Annotated in this window: 19 protein-coding genes; 6 read left to right on the forward strand and 13 right to left on the reverse strand. The window is 60.3% G+C overall.

What is annotated here, in order from left to right:
• Window positions 1–34: 34 nt before the first annotated feature.
• The 6 genes from ACYZTM_RS04045 to ACYZTM_RS04070 all read left to right on the forward strand — a co-directional run bounded on the left by ACYZTM_RS04045 (window position 35) and on the right by ACYZTM_RS04070 (window position 6893).
• The gene (locus tag ACYZTM_RS04045) at window positions 35–2281 is read left to right on the forward strand and encodes an Ig-like domain-containing protein (protein ID WP_461987205.1); all 2247 of its coding nucleotides are present in this window, start codon (window positions 35–37) and stop codon (window positions 2279–2281) included.
• Window positions 2282–2341: 60 nt separating this feature from the next.
• Complete coding sequence (locus ACYZTM_RS04050; protein ID WP_461987207.1) at window positions 2342–2803, forward strand: curlin; 462 nt, start codon at window positions 2342–2344, stop codon at window positions 2801–2803.
• 27 nt (window positions 2804–2830) lie between these two features.
• Window positions 2831–4279, forward strand: a complete 1449-nt coding sequence (locus ACYZTM_RS04055; protein ID WP_461987209.1) for a curlin — start codon at window positions 2831–2833, stop codon at window positions 4277–4279.
• 321 nt (window positions 4280–4600) lie between these two features.
• Window positions 4601–5950, forward strand: coding sequence for a hypothetical protein (locus tag ACYZTM_RS04060; RefSeq protein ID WP_461987211.1), 1350 nt, complete (start codon window positions 4601–4603; stop codon window positions 5948–5950).
• Entirely contained in the window at window positions 5937–6317 is a 381-nt protein-coding gene (locus tag ACYZTM_RS04065; RefSeq protein ID WP_131063482.1) for a hypothetical protein, read from the forward strand. The genes ACYZTM_RS04060 and ACYZTM_RS04065 overlap by 14 nt, the downstream gene beginning before the upstream one ends.
• Window positions 6318–6503: 186 nt before the next feature.
• Window positions 6504–6893: a hypothetical protein gene (locus ACYZTM_RS04070; protein WP_461987213.1), complete on the forward strand. Its 390-nt coding sequence runs from the start codon at window positions 6504–6506 to the stop codon at window positions 6891–6893.
• Window positions 6894–7627: 734 nt separating this feature from the next.
• Here the strand turns inward: ACYZTM_RS04070 and ACYZTM_RS04075 are convergent.
• The 13 genes from ACYZTM_RS04075 to ACYZTM_RS04135 form a co-directional block, all read right to left on the reverse strand.
• The gene (locus tag ACYZTM_RS04075) at window positions 7628–8494 is read right to left on the reverse strand and encodes a CsgG/HfaB family protein (RefSeq protein WP_131059668.1); all 867 of its coding nucleotides are present in this window, start codon (window positions 8492–8494) and stop codon (window positions 7628–7630) included.
• A gap of 31 nt (window positions 8495–8525) precedes the next feature.
• On the reverse strand, window positions 8526–8945 hold the full coding sequence (locus tag ACYZTM_RS04080; RefSeq protein ID WP_109632931.1) for a curli assembly protein CsgF: 420 nt from the start codon (window positions 8943–8945) through the stop codon (window positions 8526–8528).
• On the reverse strand, window positions 8942–9334 hold the full coding sequence (csgE, locus tag ACYZTM_RS04085; protein ID WP_131059667.1) for a curli production assembly/transport protein CsgE: 393 nt from the start codon (window positions 9332–9334) through the stop codon (window positions 8942–8944). The genes ACYZTM_RS04080 and csgE overlap by 4 nt, the downstream gene beginning before the upstream one ends.
• Window positions 9331–9870 (reverse strand): type II secretion system protein, encoded by a 540-nt coding sequence (locus ACYZTM_RS04090; protein ID WP_461987216.1) that lies wholly within the window; start codon window positions 9868–9870, stop codon window positions 9331–9333. Before ACYZTM_RS04090 ends, csgE begins: the two co-directional genes overlap by 4 nt.
• Window positions 9845–10219 carry a type II secretion system protein gene (locus ACYZTM_RS04095; RefSeq protein WP_131059665.1) on the reverse strand — a complete coding sequence of 125 codons (375 nt, stop codon included), beginning with the start codon at window positions 10217–10219 and terminating at the stop codon, window positions 9845–9847. The genes ACYZTM_RS04090 and ACYZTM_RS04095 overlap by 26 nt, the downstream gene beginning before the upstream one ends.
• Window positions 10220–10222: 3 nt before the next feature.
• Window positions 10223–10696, reverse strand: a complete 474-nt coding sequence (locus ACYZTM_RS04100) for a type II secretion system protein (RefSeq protein WP_131059664.1) — start codon at window positions 10694–10696, stop codon at window positions 10223–10225.
• Between the two features lie 2 nt (window positions 10697–10698).
• The gene (locus ACYZTM_RS04105; protein WP_461987219.1) at window positions 10699–12552 is read right to left on the reverse strand and encodes a secretin N-terminal domain-containing protein; all 1854 of its coding nucleotides are present in this window, start codon (window positions 12550–12552) and stop codon (window positions 10699–10701) included.
• Window positions 12549–13067 carry a hypothetical protein gene (locus ACYZTM_RS04110; protein ID WP_461987221.1) on the reverse strand — a complete coding sequence of 173 codons (519 nt, stop codon included), beginning with the start codon at window positions 13065–13067 and terminating at the stop codon, window positions 12549–12551. The genes ACYZTM_RS04105 and ACYZTM_RS04110 overlap by 4 nt, the downstream gene beginning before the upstream one ends.
• A complete protein-coding gene (locus ACYZTM_RS04115; RefSeq protein WP_461987223.1) occupies window positions 13067–13615 on the reverse strand; it encodes a GspMb/PilO family protein in 549 nt (182 codons plus the stop codon). The genes ACYZTM_RS04110 and ACYZTM_RS04115 overlap by 1 nt, the downstream gene beginning before the upstream one ends.
• Window positions 13602–14147 (reverse strand): PilN domain-containing protein, encoded by a 546-nt coding sequence (locus ACYZTM_RS04120; RefSeq protein ID WP_461987225.1) that lies wholly within the window; start codon window positions 14145–14147, stop codon window positions 13602–13604. The genes ACYZTM_RS04115 and ACYZTM_RS04120 overlap by 14 nt, the downstream gene beginning before the upstream one ends.
• Window position 14148: 1 nt before the next feature.
• Window positions 14149–14952, reverse strand: coding sequence for a hypothetical protein (locus ACYZTM_RS04125; protein ID WP_131059659.1), 804 nt, complete (start codon window positions 14950–14952; stop codon window positions 14149–14151).
• On the reverse strand, window positions 14933–16639 hold the full coding sequence (locus ACYZTM_RS04130) for a GspE/PulE family protein (RefSeq protein WP_461987228.1): 1707 nt from the start codon (window positions 16637–16639) through the stop codon (window positions 14933–14935). Before ACYZTM_RS04130 ends, ACYZTM_RS04125 begins: the two co-directional genes overlap by 20 nt.
• A gap of 84 nt (window positions 16640–16723) precedes the next feature.
• Complete coding sequence (locus ACYZTM_RS04135) at window positions 16724–17257, reverse strand: response regulator (protein ID WP_131059657.1); 534 nt, start codon at window positions 17255–17257, stop codon at window positions 16724–16726.
• Window positions 17258–17336 lie beyond the last annotated feature (79 nt).

Genomic DNA, 17336 nt, shown 5'->3' on the forward strand with positions numbered 1-17336 from the left:
CGCACTCATGGCCAGATCCTCATCAGGAGGCATCATGAATAAATTGCCACGCCTGGCGCTCAACGCCCTGGGACTGACTCTATCGCTGTCCGGCAGTGCTTTCGCGCAACTCGCTGCCGTCGACCCCGGCCCCTACACCTTTGCCACCGGGAAATTCCCGATGTGGTATCAGGACAACAATCTGCTGTCGCTGGAACTGTGCCAGTCGCGGGCTACCAGCTCGCGGTCGCCTGGTGCACCAGGCGCGCCGTCCTACATGTGCATCCTGAATCCGGAACCCGGGGTTTTCGACGACACCCAGCCGATGGTGTTTCCGGATAACTGGCCACCGGAAGCGTTCTGGTACCTCGCCGAGACCACCATCGCCGATGTCGGAGGCTATGGCGTGGATGCCTACGTGGCCGCGATCGAAGCGGCATTCGCGTCCGAAAACCCTGTCGACGGCGATCAGGCAAGCTTCGCGCGGATTCGTCTGCGGGTGAACGTGCCTGTCGCCGGGACCTACACCATCACCCACCCGTACGGCGTGGAAACGGTCACCGTCACCACGCCGGGCCGTCGGGCGATCAACATCACCCGCGACATCGGCATCGGCGTACCGGGCGACTTCTCGGGTGCCCTCGCCGGGCAGGTCGGGACATTCCTGAGCAGCGTCAACGGTCCGTACACCGAAGTGAACCCGGACACCGGTTCCACCGAGACTTTCGTCGGCGATCCGAACCTCACCGAAGCGGTCACCGGCAGCCCGTTCGATAACAACTTCCTGCGTGTGCAGGGGCCTGCCGGGACCATCCAGACCAACCTCTTTACCGTGTCTGGCAAAGTCCTCGACAACCGTGCGCAAACCCCGGTGGAAATTGGCCGCGCCACTTACCGCCGCACCGCTTCAGACCCGGGCACCAGCAGTACCCGGGTAGAAGTGTTTGGCAAATCGACCAACGGTTCGAGCCTGTGCTTCCGCGAAACCGTGGCCCTTGTGCCCGGACCACCGCAGACGCCATGCCTGACCAACATGCCCGGCGACAACAGTGGCCAGTTCTTCGGCCAGCGCCTGACGGGGGCCACCGTGCCTGCGGTGGTGGTGGTCACCGCCACCAACCCGGCCGGGACCACCCGGCCTACGGCGGTGTCGAGCAAGCTCACTGACCTGGTGAAAATCCAGACCGCTCGTTACAGCTGGAGCAATCACAGCCTGCTGATCGAGGCCACCTCCACGGATGAAGTGGCGGTGCCGGACATGGTTGCTCAGGGTTACGGACGTCTGTCGAAATCAGGCACCCTGCAACGACTGACCATCGCAGATCTGACTCAGCCACCGGCTACCGTCACGGTCAAATCCGCCGCAGGCGGCAGTGACACCGAGCTCGTCGTGGTGGTCGGTGCTGCACCGGATACCGGCGAGAACCAGGCGCCGCTCTCCGTCGCCGACACCGGCAGCACCAGCTTCGGCGTGCCGCTGACCCTCAACCTGCTGGCCAACGACAGTGACCCTGACGGCAACACGCCGCTGAGCATCACCGCGCTGACCCCACCGGCTGACGGGCAAGGCACCGTGGCATTGAGCGGCACGACAGCGGTGATCTACACCCCGCCTGCCGTGGTCAATGCACCGCTGACAACGACCTTCACCTACAAGGCTCAAGACGTCAAAGGCCTGGCCTCGACCGCTCCGGCGACCGTGACCATCACCGTGTCGCCTAACCAGTCTCCGGTGGCCGTCGCCGACAGCATCGCAACCCTGGGTGTGGCAATTCCGATCAACGTGCTGGCCAACGACACCGATCCGGAAGGCAACGTTCCGCTCACCGTCGCCAGCCTGACCCCACCGCCAGCAGGTCGCGGCACTGTCACCACTGACGGCACCGTCATCACCTACACCCCACCGGCCACGGTCACCACGGCCTTCACCACCACCTTCACCTACATCGCCCGGGACAGCTTCGGCGCCCTGTCGACGCCGGCGACGGTCACGGTGCAAGTCTCGCCACGGCCTGCTGCGGAAACCTTCGCAGTGACCACGGCCACGGTGTCGGCCCGCTCCAACAACCGCTTCACCTGGGACTTTGCGGGCACCTCGTCGGTGATCACCGGCAACACCATCACCGTACAGGTCACCACCCCGACCGGGCTGGTCACCCTGGGCACCACCACGGTGCCGGTGACCGGTCGCTGGAGGTTGACGGTGAGCAACAGCACCACGGTGATCCCGTCCGCTAATCCGACGGCGACCATCCGCTCCTCCCAAGGCACCGTGCGTACCGTGACGGTCATCGCCAACTGAGCCCTCGCCTCACCCGCCGATCCGGTGGGTGGGGCCGGTCTTTTCCCACAGGACAACGCCATGAAAACGCCGACCGCCGCCCTGCTCTGCCTGCTTCTGCTTTGCAGCAGTGCAGGCGTGCGCGCCGACGATTTGATGGAGAACGACGACCTGGCACCTTCCGCCGACCTCGGTGAGTTGCCTCCACCGGTTGGCCAGCAGGCGCTGATCGACCAGAACGGCCAGGCCAACATAGCGCTGCTGCAACAGAACGGCCAATCGTTGCTCGGCACCATTGTCCAGTCGGGCAGTAACCAGGAAGCCTACATCCTGCAACAAGGCAGCGACCTCATGGCAATGATCACCCAGCAAGGTTCTGGCAACGCCGCCTCAATCACCCAAAACGGCAGCCACAACCGCGCGCAGATTTCCCAGAACGGCAATAACAACGACGCCCGCATCGACCAGGCCGGTACGGGGCTTTCAAGCGCCGTAACCCAGTCGGGGAACGGCATGAGCGTTTTGGTTAAACAATATCGCTAAAGCACTGCACCCCTTGGAGGTTTCATCATGTTCAAACTGACGCCCCTCACCGCCGCCATACTGGTCATTGTCAGTGCCCAGGCGATGGCCGACGACAGCGTTTCCACCCAGGCCCAGCTCGGTACCGCCAACGTTGCCGATGTGAAACAGACCGCGGCCCCGTTCAGTACCGCCACCCAACAACAACTCGGCCAGGGTAACGATGCCGCGGCGGTGCAAGACAACGCCACCGGCACCATCACCCAGGATCAGGTCGGCGACTTCAACGCCGCTTACGGTGAGCAACTGTTCGAGAACGGCGGCCTCATCACCCAGCAACAGGTCGGCAGCGGCAACACCAGCCATGCCAGCCAATCGATCGGCATGGGCGAAAACCAGGCGCTGCAACAACAGTCGGGCAGCGGCAACTTCTCGTTCATCTATCAGGACACCCAGGAAGCCACCCAAGGCCAGACCTTCCAGTTCGGTGACAACAACGAGGCCAATATCGAGCAGATTCAACTGGGCATCGCCAACAACGCGACGATCATCCAGTACGGCACCGCCAACTACGGCACCGCCGAACAGATCGCGCACATGGGCGGCGAGATCGGCATCAACCAGGCCGGCGAAGGCAACTATGCCTATGGCGACCAGCGCGATGGCAACGGCGGTATCGTGACCATCAACCAGTTCGGCGACTTCAACGGCAGTGAGGTCTGGCAAGGCGCACAAACCGCGAGCGAGGCCACCGTCAACCAGTACGGGCAAACCAACGAAACCGTGGTCGACCAGAGCTTCGGCCAAAACAACTATGCCCAGGTCTTGCAAGTCGGTGACGTCAACGCCATCTACGCCGACCAGTTCGACTCCGTCGGCTCGGTGCTCGCGCTGTACCAGCAAGGCACCGGCAACGTGCACTTCACCTACCAGAGCGGCGACAGCCACGTGCTGACCGCCACCTCCGTGGGTACCGAAAACAAGGTCTACGCCAGCAACTGGAAAGGCCCGCAACAGGGCGGCCAATTCGGCAGCAACCAGGTTGCGACCGTCACACAAGCCGGCAACGGCAACATCGCCAGTTTCAAACAGGATGGCGTTGGCCACATCATGACCACCAACCAGACCGGCAGCGGCAACAAAACCACCATCAGCCAGGCCGATTCCTATAACGAGCTGTACTTCGACCAGAACGGCAGCGACAACATCCTGATCGCCGACCAGCGCGGCACCACCAACCTGGCCCAGGGCACCACCAACGGCACGGGCAACACCACCGAGTTCGACCAGTCGGGCACGGGCAACCAGGCGTTCACCACGCAGCTGTATGGCAGCGACAACATGATCACCGTCAAACAGGCTGACACCATGAACGTGGCGTACGTGACCCAGGGCGGTACCGGGAACATTGCCAGTGTTGACCAGAGTGGCGTGACCCAGATGGCGAATGTCCAGCAGTTCGGTTCTGACAACCGGGCGACTGTGTTGCAGCAATAATCGCGAGGCGTTAAAAACCGCGGCCCTCGGGGGAGGGTCGCGGTTTTTTTTTGCCTATGCAGAGGTGTCGCCTTAAAGTCAGCTCGCCCCCACATTTGATCTCCATGGGACACCGATTTTGTGAACGACGAAAATCCCCTGTGGGAGCGTGGCTTGCCCGCGATTGGCCCCTCAATCCCGCCCATCACTTGCTGACTAACCACCCTCCCCCAAACGCCGCCAAGATTTCAGACTTGCCCTACAAGTTTTACCGAATCCTCCGGCATTCACACTTGAGCCCCATCGCCAAAGTGCCCCATTTCCAAGGATCGGGCACAAAGCGTGACAAAACTCATCCCCCAACACCAACTCGTCGGCGAGCGCGGCCAGGTACTCGACAGCCATCAGGCTGCCGACGCCCTTCGCCAGGCCCTGAACTACCCGCACGACTTACAAGGGTTCGACGACCTGCTCAATGCCGTGGGCGCCAACAGCTCCAACTACATGCAGGCCGCCCACCAGCAAAAACTGCTCAACGCCGTGAGCAGCGGCGATTGGGCAATGGTCACGCCTCGCGTCAATCCGGAAAACGGGGGCGGCTCATGGAATGGATTCAAGACCCAACCCGAACCACCCCCGGCGCAACATCTGGTCGAAGATCACGCCTTTACCCAACCCAAACCGGCGGAGTCGGGTTTTCACATTGTTGAAAAGCCCATGAGCCTTGAGTCGCTGGAGCGCTCGCTGTATGAGAGTTCGCCAAGTGATGCGTTACGTCGCGAATTCCGTTCACTCAATCGCCATCTGGGTGAGCACGTGAAGCCGGGGCAAATGGTGATCTTCAGCGATTCACGACATTACATGTGCCGGCGTGAAGAGGCGCAGATGATGATTGCTGCGCAGAAGGTTAACGAGGCGCTCAAGGAGCTGAGTGATGAAGAGGCTTCGTTCATGGTTGAGTACCATGAGGTGATTGAGCCGTTTTTGGGAATTTCTTCTGGTGGACTAGGCGTGGCGACGTTTATGGTCGGTCGTCATTTGGAAGGCCTCGGCGATACTCTTAAAGAGTTGGAGCGACTGCATCAAGAGCAGTACCAACAACATCGTCATCTTCATTCACCAGAATTTTTTGCTCGACGCAAACGCCTGATGGCGAAACTGGACGCCGGATTCGGGCCTCTGGTGCGCAAGGGACTCGGACTCGCCGATCATCCCAAGCTCAAAAGAGCGTTGGGGCTTTCGTCTCGAAAAACTATTCATCATTGGAACAAAGCAGGTTCTCCAACTCAGTTACCAGGTTACGCAACGAACATCTCAGCAGTTTCTCAAGCCGTTAAATATATGAAGACAGGTGGTTACGTGGCGATAGCTCTGGGAGCAGGTTCAGCGGCAATGAAAATTAGCGAGGCTTGCCGCAGTGGGCGCGAAGAGGAGTGTCGTCAAGTGAAGTTTGTGGAGGGCTCGAAATTGTCTGGCAATGTTTTGGGAGGCATAGCGGCTGGCCGACTGGCCCCTATGGTTGCCCCTGCAACCTGTGCTGCGATCGGCGCTGGAACGGTAGGGTTAGGTGGACTCGTCTGTATGTTGGTGGTGAGTGGGGCCGTGATCGCCGGTACCGCAGACGGGGGGCCGTTCTCGGTGAAGTTTCCGGCGAAATGCTTTATCAGGTTACCGCTCCATGAGTCAGCATAACTGGGCATTTTTGGCGTCTTGTTTACTTTGGACGGCAGTGATGTTGGTGAACACAGCGATATCGGTATACGCAGCCTACTTCAAAGCAGAGGACTGCCAGGCGCACTTTGTGAAATCGAATCTGGTCAAGCAATACCGATTTGAACCGTTCGGTAGCTTCTTGAGCCGGCTAGGAAGTATGGGGATGGTCTATTCCCTATTGGTATTCAAATACCAGCGCCGTTTAGATCCCGTCGCAATTGAAGAAGTGAGGACGTTTCCTGCACACCTGCGGCCTTGGATTGTAATTCCTGGCCACATCAATCTGTTCTGCGTTGTCTGGATGTTTGCAATGTGTGGTTGGGCCAAATACACAGGCCTGGTTTAGCCGAGTCAAGGAAGCGGACGGACTCCTGTGTTTGAAAGAATTATGCGACCTGAAACTGCGAGCCGAACTCAGGTTTGAAAAATTCAAAGACATCGCCTGTAAGTCGAAGCGAAGCAGCTCAAGTAAAAATAAAGCTGTCACATATCCTTGATTCAACCGCTGAAGTCTTATACGAATCGAGTACCCATGACTGAAACAAGACTGCTCTACGCAGCCGTCGTGATCTCTTTGTTCACTGTGGCGATTATCAACTTGGCGATTATGGTTTTTGTAGGACTTTTCAAGCTCAAAGAAATGGAATCACATCTTAAAAATTGTTACCTCATCCAGGCCTACCGTCGGGAAAACGGATACGGTTTCTACAGCCGCAGATACAGGCTCAACTTAATTACGGCCATGCTAAGCAAACGGCCTTCTTTACTCTTACTGGACGATCCTCGTGCGCTTGAGGATATTCGCCGCTTCCCACTGCATTTAAGACGCTGGATCGAAATTCCCTATCGCTTGAATGCGTGTTCGTTCGTTGGGATGTTTATTGTATTCGGGTGGGGCAAATATATCGGCCTGCTGGAGTGAGTTCTATCACCGAAACCAAGTCGGCTATCAGGACGCCTTCGCGGGCAAGCCTCGCTCCTACAATAAATCGGCGTACGCCTTGCGCTTCTCACCACTCAACAGGCCGAGCGTTAGCTCGCCTGCAGCTCTTGATCTTGATCTTGATCTGGCTTTTGATCTGCCCGCCCCTTCGGGAGGCCGAGTGGAGGCGTTCATCTGGGGGGTGGGCGCGCAGCGCCGTGCGGCGAAGCCGCACACATCGAGAGGAGGTTGAAGCGAAGCCAACCGGAGGCGATGCCCCCAGATGAATGCCGGAGCGAGGGTACGCCGAGCCTAGGCGAGGGGCCGGACGCTGGGGCGAAGCCTTTTGGTTCCTTTTTGGCGTTTGAAAAAGGGACTCGCCGTAAGGGCGAAACCATAAGTGGCCGTAACCGCAGAAATGGATATGTACACCTGAAAGAGATTGGTCGGCTACTAGGCCGCTATCGCGAGCAGGCTCGCTCCCACAGTTGGACGGGGCACATCTGAGGGAGATTGGTCGGCTGTCAGGCCGCATTCGCAGGCAAGCCAGCTCCCACAGTTGGACTGGGTACATCTGTGGGGAGATCGGCCGGCTGTCAGGCCGCCTTCGCGGGCAAGCCTCGCTCCTACAGGGGACCGGGTGCATCAGGGGGAACCTGGTCGGCCCGAAGGCCGCCAAGGTCAAGAGCTTCAGATCGAAGGTAAAGCCAGGTCGGCCCGAAGGCCGCCTCGGCTCACTCTTCCTCACCCTCAGGCACAACCTTGTTCTGGGTCAGGTAACGATCCAGCGTCGCATTGTTAACAGGCGAAGAATTATCCCCGGCCACCTGCCACAAATTCCGCTCAATCCCCTGGGCCAACAGGTGCCCGACGGCCGACTCGATCGCCGACAACACACACAACTGCGCCGGCTCGTTCGTGGTGTACCCGACCTCAGCCTCAAGCAACTTCTTGAACTCGATAAACTTGAACACCCCGGCACTGCGGCCCACCGAGTAAATCGTCTTGCTGGTCATCACATTCGCCAGCACCTGCCCACTGCGTACATCCACCGCACGAAGGTTCACCGACACCTGGTCCACCCGATACTCCCGGGAAATATCGATCCCCAGATACCGCGCCCCTTCCCCGCCGCTGCGCACGTTGGTGTCATAGGCAATGATCCCGCCTTCCAGCATCAGATTCGCCGCCTGCAACGGTGGCAGCTCGCCCTGAATATTCACCGGCGTATTGGGCTTCTTCTGCGAGGCGCGGATGATCTTGCGCTCGGTCAGCAGGTTCTGCAGCCCTTCACGTTCCAGCACCACAAACCAGCCACTGGCCTGCAACGCATCCATCAACATACTCGCCGCGCCCTGGGTCACGCTGGTCGAGAACGAACTGGCCGGGGTCGGTTTGTACTGCCCGGTCTGGTCCCGGAAGCCGTACACCACCGCCATCAACCGGCCCTTGGGTCGTGGCATGTTGATCAAGTCGTAATAGGTCGACGCCCGAGGGGTCAGGGTCGGCGACTCGGTGTCCTGCTCGGCCCCCACATTCTCGCGCAAACTGCACCCTTGCAATGCCGCCAACATCAACCCCAGCGCTATTATTTTTTTCATGTCCGTCTCTCCCCCTCGTCCCGAATCCCCTTCAAGGGGCTAGGCCATTCACCTGGATTTCCGAAATTTCACCGGTCGCTCGGTCGGTCACTTCAATGGTCAGTGCACCGGAGTCGTCGACGACGTTGACGATAAAAGCGTCGGTGGACAGGCTCCCGGTATTGCCCGTGGAGATGTTGTCCAGCAACTGCCCCAGCAACCGCGATTGCAACTGGCTGGTGAAGCGTTCAAGGGCCGAAGTCCCGGCCACCGAGGTGCGGTTTTTCAGGTCGGGATCGTCGTAATCGTTTTGCGCCTGGGCGTTGTTCAGCAACCAGGTGCCGTTCAACGGATTGCCGCCGAACGAGGGGTTGATGGGCGTGTAAACCAGCTCCGTGGCGTGCACCAGGCTGCAACTTCCCAGCCCGATCAACCAGAGCCCGAGGTTCCGTGAGACTGTTTTCGTTTTCATAATTCGTCCCTCTCAAGGTCCGTAGTGTCCTGCAACAAGGCTTCCAGCTTGCGCTGGACAATCTGCCCGCGAACCCAGTCGGCGGCGTCATAGGCCTCGTCCTTGAGTTCCACGGTGTTCGGTGGCAGGAAGCGCCGATAAACCAGTCGCTGCTGATATTCCACGGTCACCAGGCTGCCCCAGCGTGCCGAAGGTCGCTCGCGCACCACCAGGTTGAAATCCATTGGGCTGGTGGCGCGCAGGCGTTCACTGAACGAGTAGTAAAAGTCGTGGCCGATGTGCGAGATCGTGTCATCGACGATAAAACCCTTCATTTCGTCTTCCTCGCTAGCGTTCGCGAACATCGCCACGCAGGCGAGGATCAGGGCCGACAACCATTGGCGGTTCATGGCGTCACCGCCTGAGACCCTGCGGAGTGGCTGTTCGCCGGGCCCGAGGCGCCATCGAGGAAGGCTTTCTCGGCCACGAACTGCCAGTCCTTGTAGCTCGCCATGCCGGTGAAGTCCGACCACTGACTGGGGAAGTCCGACTGCTTCAGCGGCAGGTCCGTGGACGGACTGTTGAGGCCGGTGATGCGCCCGTCGAACCCGCGCATCAGGGTCCATTCACCACCGCCGATCGGGTCCGGGTACAGCTGGCGAATATGATGTTTTGGCGTTGGAAAACGCTCGTCCTGCAACAGGTCTTCAAGTTCTTTCGGGTACTGCGCCAGGCCTGGCGAACTGCGGTAATAACTGCGCAAGGCCTGGGCATATTGAGTGCCGACCCACAGCAATTGGCGTTCGCGATCACGACGCGAGGCGGTCGACCACAACTCGCCGGCACTGGCCAGGCCCATGCCCATCACCATGATCAGAAACAGCACGCCCAGGTAAGTGAACCCGGCCTCGTTGGCGGGCTTACCACTCGGAATAAAGGCTGCCATCACGCGCCCTCCCTGTGGATCCGCTTTTGATATCGGCGACCCCGCCCGGTACGCCGTCAGGTGGCGCGACCAGCACCCAGAGGTCCTTGCGTTCAGCAATCGGGTCCATCGGCGGATTGCGCAGGTAACGCTGTTCCACCAGTTGCTCCAGAGAATCGGGATAGCGTCCGGTGTCGCCGTAGTAGTGATCCAGTGCTTCGCGCATGGCCGACAGGCTCTGGCGCAGCGTGGTTTCTTTCGAGGCTTCGAGGCTGTTGAAATAGCGTGGCAAGGCGATGGTCATCAGGGTCGCGATGATTGCCATGACCACCATCAGTTCCAGCAGGGTAAAACCCTTTTCCCGACGCATGTTTCACCACTCCCGGTAGGCAATGCCGTTGAGACCCTTGCCGCGTGCATGGGAGTAAACGTCGAAAACGTCTTCGCCATCCCGCGGGTTTTGAGCCGTACTGTCGTAAGAGCGCAAGCCCCAGCCACCGTCGTCGTCACGCTTGACCGGCGTCAGCGGGTCATGGGGTACACGGCGTAAAAAGTAGAACTTGGCCCCCTTGGCGCTGCGCACATCACGCACGCCTTCCACCAGCACTTGCAGGCTCGGTGGATAGCCGCTGCTGTTCAGCGACTTCTCGATGTAACCGGCGTCGAAGGCGCGTTTGTAGGCGTCGATGGCGTCGCGGATCTGGTACAGCGCTGCGCGCAATTCCTGCTCTTTGCCCCGGCGCACCACGGTCTCGGTCAGCGGCGCGGCCATGCCGGCCAGCAGGCCGATCAGGGCCAGCGTCACCACGACTTCGATCAAGGTAAAACCACGTTGCGAGGCGTTCATGATCAAGGCTTCTCGACGACAACAGGGGTGGAAGTGGACGCTACCGGCGGCCGATCGATGTGCTCATTCTGAATCGGCGGTTGCATCCGACGGTCAGGCGCCTGGATGTGCATGCTGGTTTCGGTACCGGTTGGGAATTCCATGTCCGACGGGCTCTGGTACGGCAGGTTGCGCACGATGCGTGGGGTGATGGAGAGCACCAGTTCCGACTTGCCGACGGTGTCCTTGTTGCTGCCGAACAAACGGCCAAGACCGGGGATGTCGCCAAGCCCCGGAATCTTGTTGCCCGTGGCGCCATGGTCATCGCGCATCAGACCGGCCAACACTTGAGTTTCACCGTCATGCAAACGCAGGGTGGTTTGGGCGTTTCGGGTGTCGACCTGAACCGGAATCGTGCCTTGGCGGGTCGGCTCCAGCGGCGTGGCGTTACTGACTTCCAGGGCGATCTTGATTGCCACTTCATTGTTCAGGTGCACGGTCGGTTGCACTTCAAGCTTCAGACCGACGTCCAGGTAAGTGACGCTTTCAGTGATGACCGGACCCTGGGTCGATGGCACCGAAGTGGCGCTGATGATCGGCACACGCTGACCGATGTGGATACGCGCCTGCTCACGGTTACTGACGCGGATCACCGGGCTGGCCAGGGTATTGATGTCGTTGTCCTGGGCGTTGATCTTGGCCTGGGGCGACGGCGAAATGGTGATCCGGCTGGAGTTGATGCCTTTGAGTTGATCGAGCAGGGTCACGGCCGAACCGTCGCTGTTGACTACACCGAAGGTGTTCGGCCATTGCAGCCCAAGATCCAGAATGCGTTGAGTGGCGACTTCCATCACCTCCACTTCCAACACCACTTCCGGGTTGGACTGGTCTTGGGATTGCAGGAGTTTCTCGGCCATGCGCACGGCGTCTTCGGAGTCGCGCATGGTCAAGGTATTGAGGCGTTCATCGACGAACACGTCACGGGTCTTGAGCATGGTTTTGATCATGTTCAGCGCGGTGTTGGCATCGATGCTGGTCAGGTAAAAGGTGCGCATCACCAGTTCCTGGTAATCCTTGAGCTTTTGCGGCGAGTCGGGGTAGATCAGCAAGGTGTTTTCGTTCACCACTTTCTGGTGCAGCTGGTTCTGTTGCAGCAGCAGTTCCACGGCGTCTTCGATGCGCACGTCACGCACGAAGATGGTGGCTTTCATGTCCGGGCGCAGGTCCTTGTCGAAGATGAAATTCAAACCGGCGACCTGGGACAGCACTTCGAAAATGGTCTTCAGGTTGGCGTCGCGAAATTCCAGGGTCACCGGCCGGTCGAGACGGGTGCGCAGTTGCGGATAAGGAATCACGTTGCGGCTTTGCACCAGACGGATATTGCTTTGCAGCGCCAGGGCGCCTTCATTCTTGGGGTCCAGCTCGAGGATCTGTTTGACCTGGCGGTCGGCGCCGTAGATATCGCCGCGACGCAGGTCGCCCCGGGCCAGTTCGAGTTTGTCATCCAGACTGCGCATGTGTTCGAGTTGGCGCAGGGAATCCTGGGCCCGACGGTTGTTGGGTTCGATGGTCAACACCCGGCTATACGCCATGCGGGCCGACGCGAAATCACGCTGGGCGCGATCCATGTCGCCTTGGGTCAACAACGCCGTCACGGCACGGGCACGGCCGCTGGTCAGGGCGAGGTGCAGTTCGGTGTTGCGAGGGTTTTCCTTGAGCCCTTCCTCGATACGGGCCAGGCCGGCTTCATACTGCCCCGACGCCATCAGGTCGGTCCCCTCCTCTTTGGCAACCTGCGCCGAGCTGCACGCGGCCAGCGCTGCGCACAGGCAAAGGCTCATCAGCGCTCCTATCGTATTACGGCATGATCTGATCATTGCGTGCTCCCCACAGACAAGGTCTGGGACAAATGCAGAGGCAGGTAGACAAAGCTGAGTTCCACGTCGGAAATCCCCTCGATCCGCCAGGTGTCGTCGATCACATCCCCTTTGCGTACGACGTATATTTTTTCGCCGTTCTGCAAAAACACTTGCAGGTCGGAACGGTCACTCATCTTGCCGACGAACTGGAAAGGCATCGGCGGTACGCTGGGGACTTGCACCACCGGAGTCGGGTTGACGGGTTGTTCGGTGACGCTGGCCAGTGTCGGTGCAGCCTTCCAGCTGCGGGCGGCGAACAGGTCGCCGGACGGGCTCAGGTCTTTGATTGCCGCTGGTTTGCCACTGGCTGCGGCGGCCGGCAAAGTGCCGCGGGTTTTGCTTTTGGTGGGCGTCGTCGCGGTCGCGACCGCCGCATCGGCTTCGTCCGACGGCAAGAAGTAATCAGGCCCCCAGGTCAGCGCCGCGGCTACGCCGAAGAACGCCACCCAACCCACTACGCGTTTGGTATTCATCATGACCTCGACAGGTAAAGGGTCATGCGGATCCGCCCGGCCAGGTCGGTGTCGGCGATCTTTTTACGCTGGAACTCCACGTCCTCCACCACCACGGCCGGCAACTGGCCGAGCAAGGCGTGCAGGAAGCGTCGCAGTTGCGGGTAGCTGCCACGCACCGGCAGCAGAATCTGATAACGGGCCAGATGCGTCTTGGGGTCGATGCCCAGTGAGTACTCACCCCGTGCCAGGGTGATGTGTTCCTGGGCTGCCAGCGCGTAGATCTTGTCGATCGCCACGGTGGCTTGCGGCTGCGACGGCAACTTGCTGCGGAAGTCGTCGAGCTGACGTTGCGGCACCACCGGGGCGGCAACACTGCCGTCTTCAACCTTGGCCAGGTACTCGCCGGCTTCGCGGGTCTGCTGGCTGAGGGTTTGCAGCGAGTTCCAGTCCGGCATCAGGCCACCCAAGGCCCAGGCCAGCGTCAGCAGCAACATCGCCAGCCCTGCCAGGCCAGGCACACCAAGGCCTTGCAGGTATTCGTGGACGATCAATCTAGAGATTTGCATCGCCGATCTCCCAGCTAGCCGACAGGTTGAATTGCACCGGTTGTTCCGCAGATTTCACGACAATTTCGTGGCTGAGCAGCGACACATCGGAGAGCTCGTCGCTGGCTTCGAGGCGGCGGTGGAAGTCGAGCATCGCTTCCAGGTCCCGTGCCTCGGCGCTGATGCGCACCTGGCCTTTGCGGGCATCCGGGGTCAGGGTCAGCAAGGCGATGTTGTCGCGCGGCATCGCTTCGAGCATGGCGAACAGGCGTTCCCAAGGCCGGCGCAGTTGCTGCGAGACCTTGCGCATTTCCGCCAGGTTCTGGGCTTGCTCGCGGGTCTCGGCCGGGCTCAGGGTGACTTTGCTGCCGGTGTCGCCCGTGAGTTCACGCTGGGCGTGCTGCAGATGGCCCTGTTGTTGCGAGGCTTGTTCGGCGACATGCTGCTGGGCGACGAAACAGGTCACGACCAGCACCACGCCACCCGCCAGCAGGCTCCAGCCCAATGGGCCCGAGCGGCGGCGTGGCTGGAAGTCGAGCGTCAGGGCGCGCATGTCAGGCCACCGCCCGGGACATGACGTACAAACAATCGTGTACGGATGTCCGGTCCTCTTCGAGGGTGCGCAGATGCACACCCGGTACGTCAGGCTGCACATCGATGCGAGCGGGAGCGTGCAGGTAAACGTTCAGCGGCCGTTCGCTGGTGGAGGCCTGCAACTGGCTTTCACGGCCGATCAGCGCGGTCAGTGCGGCATCGCTGTCGCTGCTGCCCACCGAGCGCACCGAGGTCCAGCGCCCTTCCCTGGCCAGCAGCAAGACACTGCGCACCGGCTCGGCGACCACGAACAGGAAGTCGCCGGCATCGAGGCTTTTATCGAAGTGATTGAACGCCGCCATCAGGTACGGCTGCACCGACCGCAGGCGCAGGCCGCGACCGCTGACCAGGCTGCGCAGACGCGCCAGCAAGTCTTGCGGCAGCGCGGTGGCGATCCGGTCGAAACCCGCAGGTTCGGCCGACAACACCATGCTCCAGGGCTGAGTCGGTACGCCGTAGAGGTCTTCGAAACACAGTTGGGCAAACCCGAGCAATTCGTCGGGGCTGGTGATTTGTTCGCTCCAGGGCACCAGGCAGAAACGGCTGAAGTGACCGGAGACCACCACGCTCAATTCCGCACCGGCAGGCGCGTGTTCACCCAGCAAGCGGTCGAGGGTTTCGAGGGCGACGGCCCAGGCATGGAAGCCTTCATCGATAAAGCCGACGCTGCCCAACCACAGGGTGTCGCCACCCTTGCGCTGGCCCAGGCCGACACCACTGGCGCCGAGCACGGCGACATAACGATCACGAGACAAAAGTGACACGATTGATCTCCTCGAGCGTGGTCCGCCCTTCCTGCACCAGTTCCAGAGCGGACTCGCGCAACAGGCGCAAGCCACGTTTGCAAGCGTGTGCCTTGATCTTCGAAACGGGTTGGCGCTCGACGATCATCTGCCGCAGTTCGTCGTCCAGGTGCAGCAGCTCGGCAATCGCGGTCCGCCCGCGATAACCGGTGCCCCGGCAATGGCCGCAGCCTTTGCCATGGACGAAGTGGTAATGATCGACCTTTTGCGGGTCGAGCCCGGAAAGTCGCAGTTCTTCATCGGTCGGGTTGCACGGCGCACTGCAACTGGCGCACACCAGGCGGATCAGCCGTTGAGCCAGCACGGCGTTGAGGGCCGAGACGAGGCTGTAAGGGTCGATTTCCATCTGAGTAAAACGGCCGATCACGTCGAACACGTTGTTGGCGTGAATGGTGGTGAACACCAGGTGCCCGGTCAGGGCCGATTGCACGGCGATCTGCGCCGTATCGGGGTCGCGGATTTCACCGACCATGATCTTGTCCGGGTCATGGCGCAGGATCGAACGCAGACCACGGGCAAAGGTCAGGCCTTTCTTTTCATTGACGGGGATTTGCAGGACGCCCGGCAGTTGGTATTCCACCGGGTCTTCAATGGTGATGATCTTGTCCACGCCGTGGTTGATCTCGGTGATCATCGCGTAGAGCGTGGTGGTCTTGCCGCTGCCGGTCGGGCCGGTCACCAGCACCATGCCGTAAGGTTCGGCGGCCAGCCGGCGCAGCGCGCGCAGGGTTTCGTCTTCAAAGCCCAGGGCCTGCAATTGCACGCCGCTGACCTTGTCCGCCAGGTCCTGTTTGTCGAGGACCCGCAGCACCGCATCTTCACCAAAAATGCTCGGCATGATCGACACCCGGAAGTCGATCTGCCGACCGCTGATGCCGATCTTGAAGCGACCGTCCTGGGGCACGCGTTTTTCGCCGATGTCCAGTTCGGCCATGACTTTGACCCGGGAGATCACCTGCTCGGCGAACTCGCTGCCCTGGATTTTGCTGATGTTGTTCAGCACGCCGTCGATCCGGTACTTGATCACCAGACCGCTGCCGGTGGTGCCCAGGTGGATATCGCTGGCGTGCATTTTCAGCGCGTCGTAGAGCGTCGAGTTGACCAGTTTGACCACCACGCTGGCGTCTTCGCTGATGCTGGTCAGGGACAGGCTTTGCAGGGTATCGATTTCGATATTGGCGTTGGCCTGGGCATTGAGCGATTCCACCGCGTGGAAACTCTCTTCGTGGCGCGCCAAGTAGGCTTTCAGGTCGTCGGCATGCACCAGGTACAGCGGCGCGCCGTGCAGGCAATCATCGATCCAGGCAAGACGCGACGTATCGAAGGGGTCGGCAAACACGCCAATCACCGCATCGTCGTGACGCAGCAGGATGAATTCTCGCTTGAGGCATTGGGCCAGGGTGACCCGGTCGAACACCGGGGTGGCTTGAAACAAGGTGTCGGTGTCGAGCACCGGATAATGCAGGGTAGCGCCGAGGCACTGGATGAAGGGCATGGGGGCCAGTTCGCTCAACGCCCCGAGGGCTTCCAGAACCCGCTCGCCGGAGCTGGTTGCCCGGGCTCGGGCCTGGACCAGCTGTTCACTGGAAAATCGCGACGGTACACATTCCGACAGCGCCGGTTCGACGGCAAGGGATAGACGGTCCATGGCATGCTCTCCAACGCCGGGGGCTTTGAGCCCTGTCGACGCGGCAGGCCATTACGGCGTATGCCGGAACGTCTTGTCGCGCCACTACTCCCCGGTGAGCAATTGTCCGTCGTCTGGTGCCTTGGAGGTCGATGAACTTCGTCGACGATCTGCCAGCACCCAACTGCCGTCGTACAACTGCAGCGGGAAACTTTCGGTCCTGCTCTGGCGTCGTTCGACAAATCCTTCGGATGGGCTCGCGCCTGTTCGGTTTTCACGCTCCATCCCTAAAAGGTCACAGACTGCTCGGGCCAATTCCGCCATTGGAAACGGTTTGAACAGGATATGGCTGACTCCCAGTTGCCGGGCCCGCTCACAGACTTCAGCGGTTGGGTGCCCGGTAATCAGCACAAAATGGCACTTCCTGTTCTGGCGGACGGCATCGAGCACCTCAAAGCCTTCCATATCGGGCAAGCGGTAATCGAACACCATCACATCGGGTGCAAACTGTTCGGCTTCACCGATACCTGTCGCACCGTCATGTGCTATCCGGACTTCCAGCTTTTGCGCCTGAAGGAAATCCTTGAGGTTTTCGGCAAGAAGCTGTTCGTCTTCGACAACCAGTACTTTGTTTAACAAGGTGGACTCCTTGAAACCGCAGGTCCGAAATTCGTGCCTGGGAGTACGCGCCTTAATTAGGCTAACGCACACTTCATGC

The organism is Pseudomonas sp. MDT2-39-1 (genome assembly GCF_054898085.1).

Excerpts from the sequence above, each read along its gene's own strand:
- ACYZTM_RS04070 (WP_461987213.1), top strand. The coding sequence starts at position 6,504 with ATGACTGAAACAAGACTGCTCTACGCAGCCGTCGTGATCTCTTTGTTC.
- ACYZTM_RS04120 (WP_461987225.1), bottom strand. The coding sequence starts at position 14,147 with ATGCGCGCCCTGACGCTCGACTTCCAGCCACGCCGCCGCTCGGGCCCA.
- ACYZTM_RS04065 (WP_131063482.1), top strand. The coding sequence starts at position 5,937 with ATGAGTCAGCATAACTGGGCATTTTTGGCGTCTTGTTTACTTTGGACG.
- ACYZTM_RS04090 (WP_461987216.1), bottom strand. The coding sequence starts at position 9,870 with ATGGCAGCCTTTATTCCGAGTGGTAAGCCCGCCAACGAGGCCGGGTTC.
- csgE (WP_131059667.1), bottom strand. The coding sequence starts at position 9,334 with ATGAACCGCCAATGGTTGTCGGCCCTGATCCTCGCCTGCGTGGCGATG.
- ACYZTM_RS04080 (WP_109632931.1), bottom strand. The coding sequence starts at position 8,945 with ATGAAAACGAAAACAGTCTCACGGAACCTCGGGCTCTGGTTGATCGGG.
- ACYZTM_RS04110 (WP_461987221.1), bottom strand. The coding sequence starts at position 13,067 with ATGAATACCAAACGCGTAGTGGGTTGGGTGGCGTTCTTCGGCGTAGCC.
- ACYZTM_RS04045 (WP_461987205.1), top strand. The coding sequence starts at position 35 with ATGAATAAATTGCCACGCCTGGCGCTCAACGCCCTGGGACTGACTCTA.
- ACYZTM_RS04105 (WP_461987219.1), bottom strand. The coding sequence starts at position 12,552 with ATGATCAGATCATGCCGTAATACGATAGGAGCGCTGATGAGCCTTTGC.
- ACYZTM_RS04050 (WP_461987207.1), top strand. The coding sequence starts at position 2,342 with ATGAAAACGCCGACCGCCGCCCTGCTCTGCCTGCTTCTGCTTTGCAGC.
- ACYZTM_RS04055 (WP_461987209.1), top strand. The coding sequence starts at position 2,831 with ATGTTCAAACTGACGCCCCTCACCGCCGCCATACTGGTCATTGTCAGT.
- ACYZTM_RS04115 (WP_461987223.1), bottom strand. The coding sequence starts at position 13,615 with ATGCAAATCTCTAGATTGATCGTCCACGAATACCTGCAAGGCCTTGGT.
- ACYZTM_RS04100 (WP_131059664.1), bottom strand. The coding sequence starts at position 10,696 with ATGAACGCCTCGCAACGTGGTTTTACCTTGATCGAAGTCGTGGTGACG.
- ACYZTM_RS04130 (WP_461987228.1), bottom strand. The coding sequence starts at position 16,639 with ATGGACCGTCTATCCCTTGCCGTCGAACCGGCGCTGTCGGAATGTGTA.
- ACYZTM_RS04095 (WP_131059665.1), bottom strand. The coding sequence starts at position 10,219 with ATGCGTCGGGAAAAGGGTTTTACCCTGCTGGAACTGATGGTGGTCATG.
- ACYZTM_RS04075 (WP_131059668.1), bottom strand. The coding sequence starts at position 8,494 with ATGAAAAAAATAATAGCGCTGGGGTTGATGTTGGCGGCATTGCAAGGG.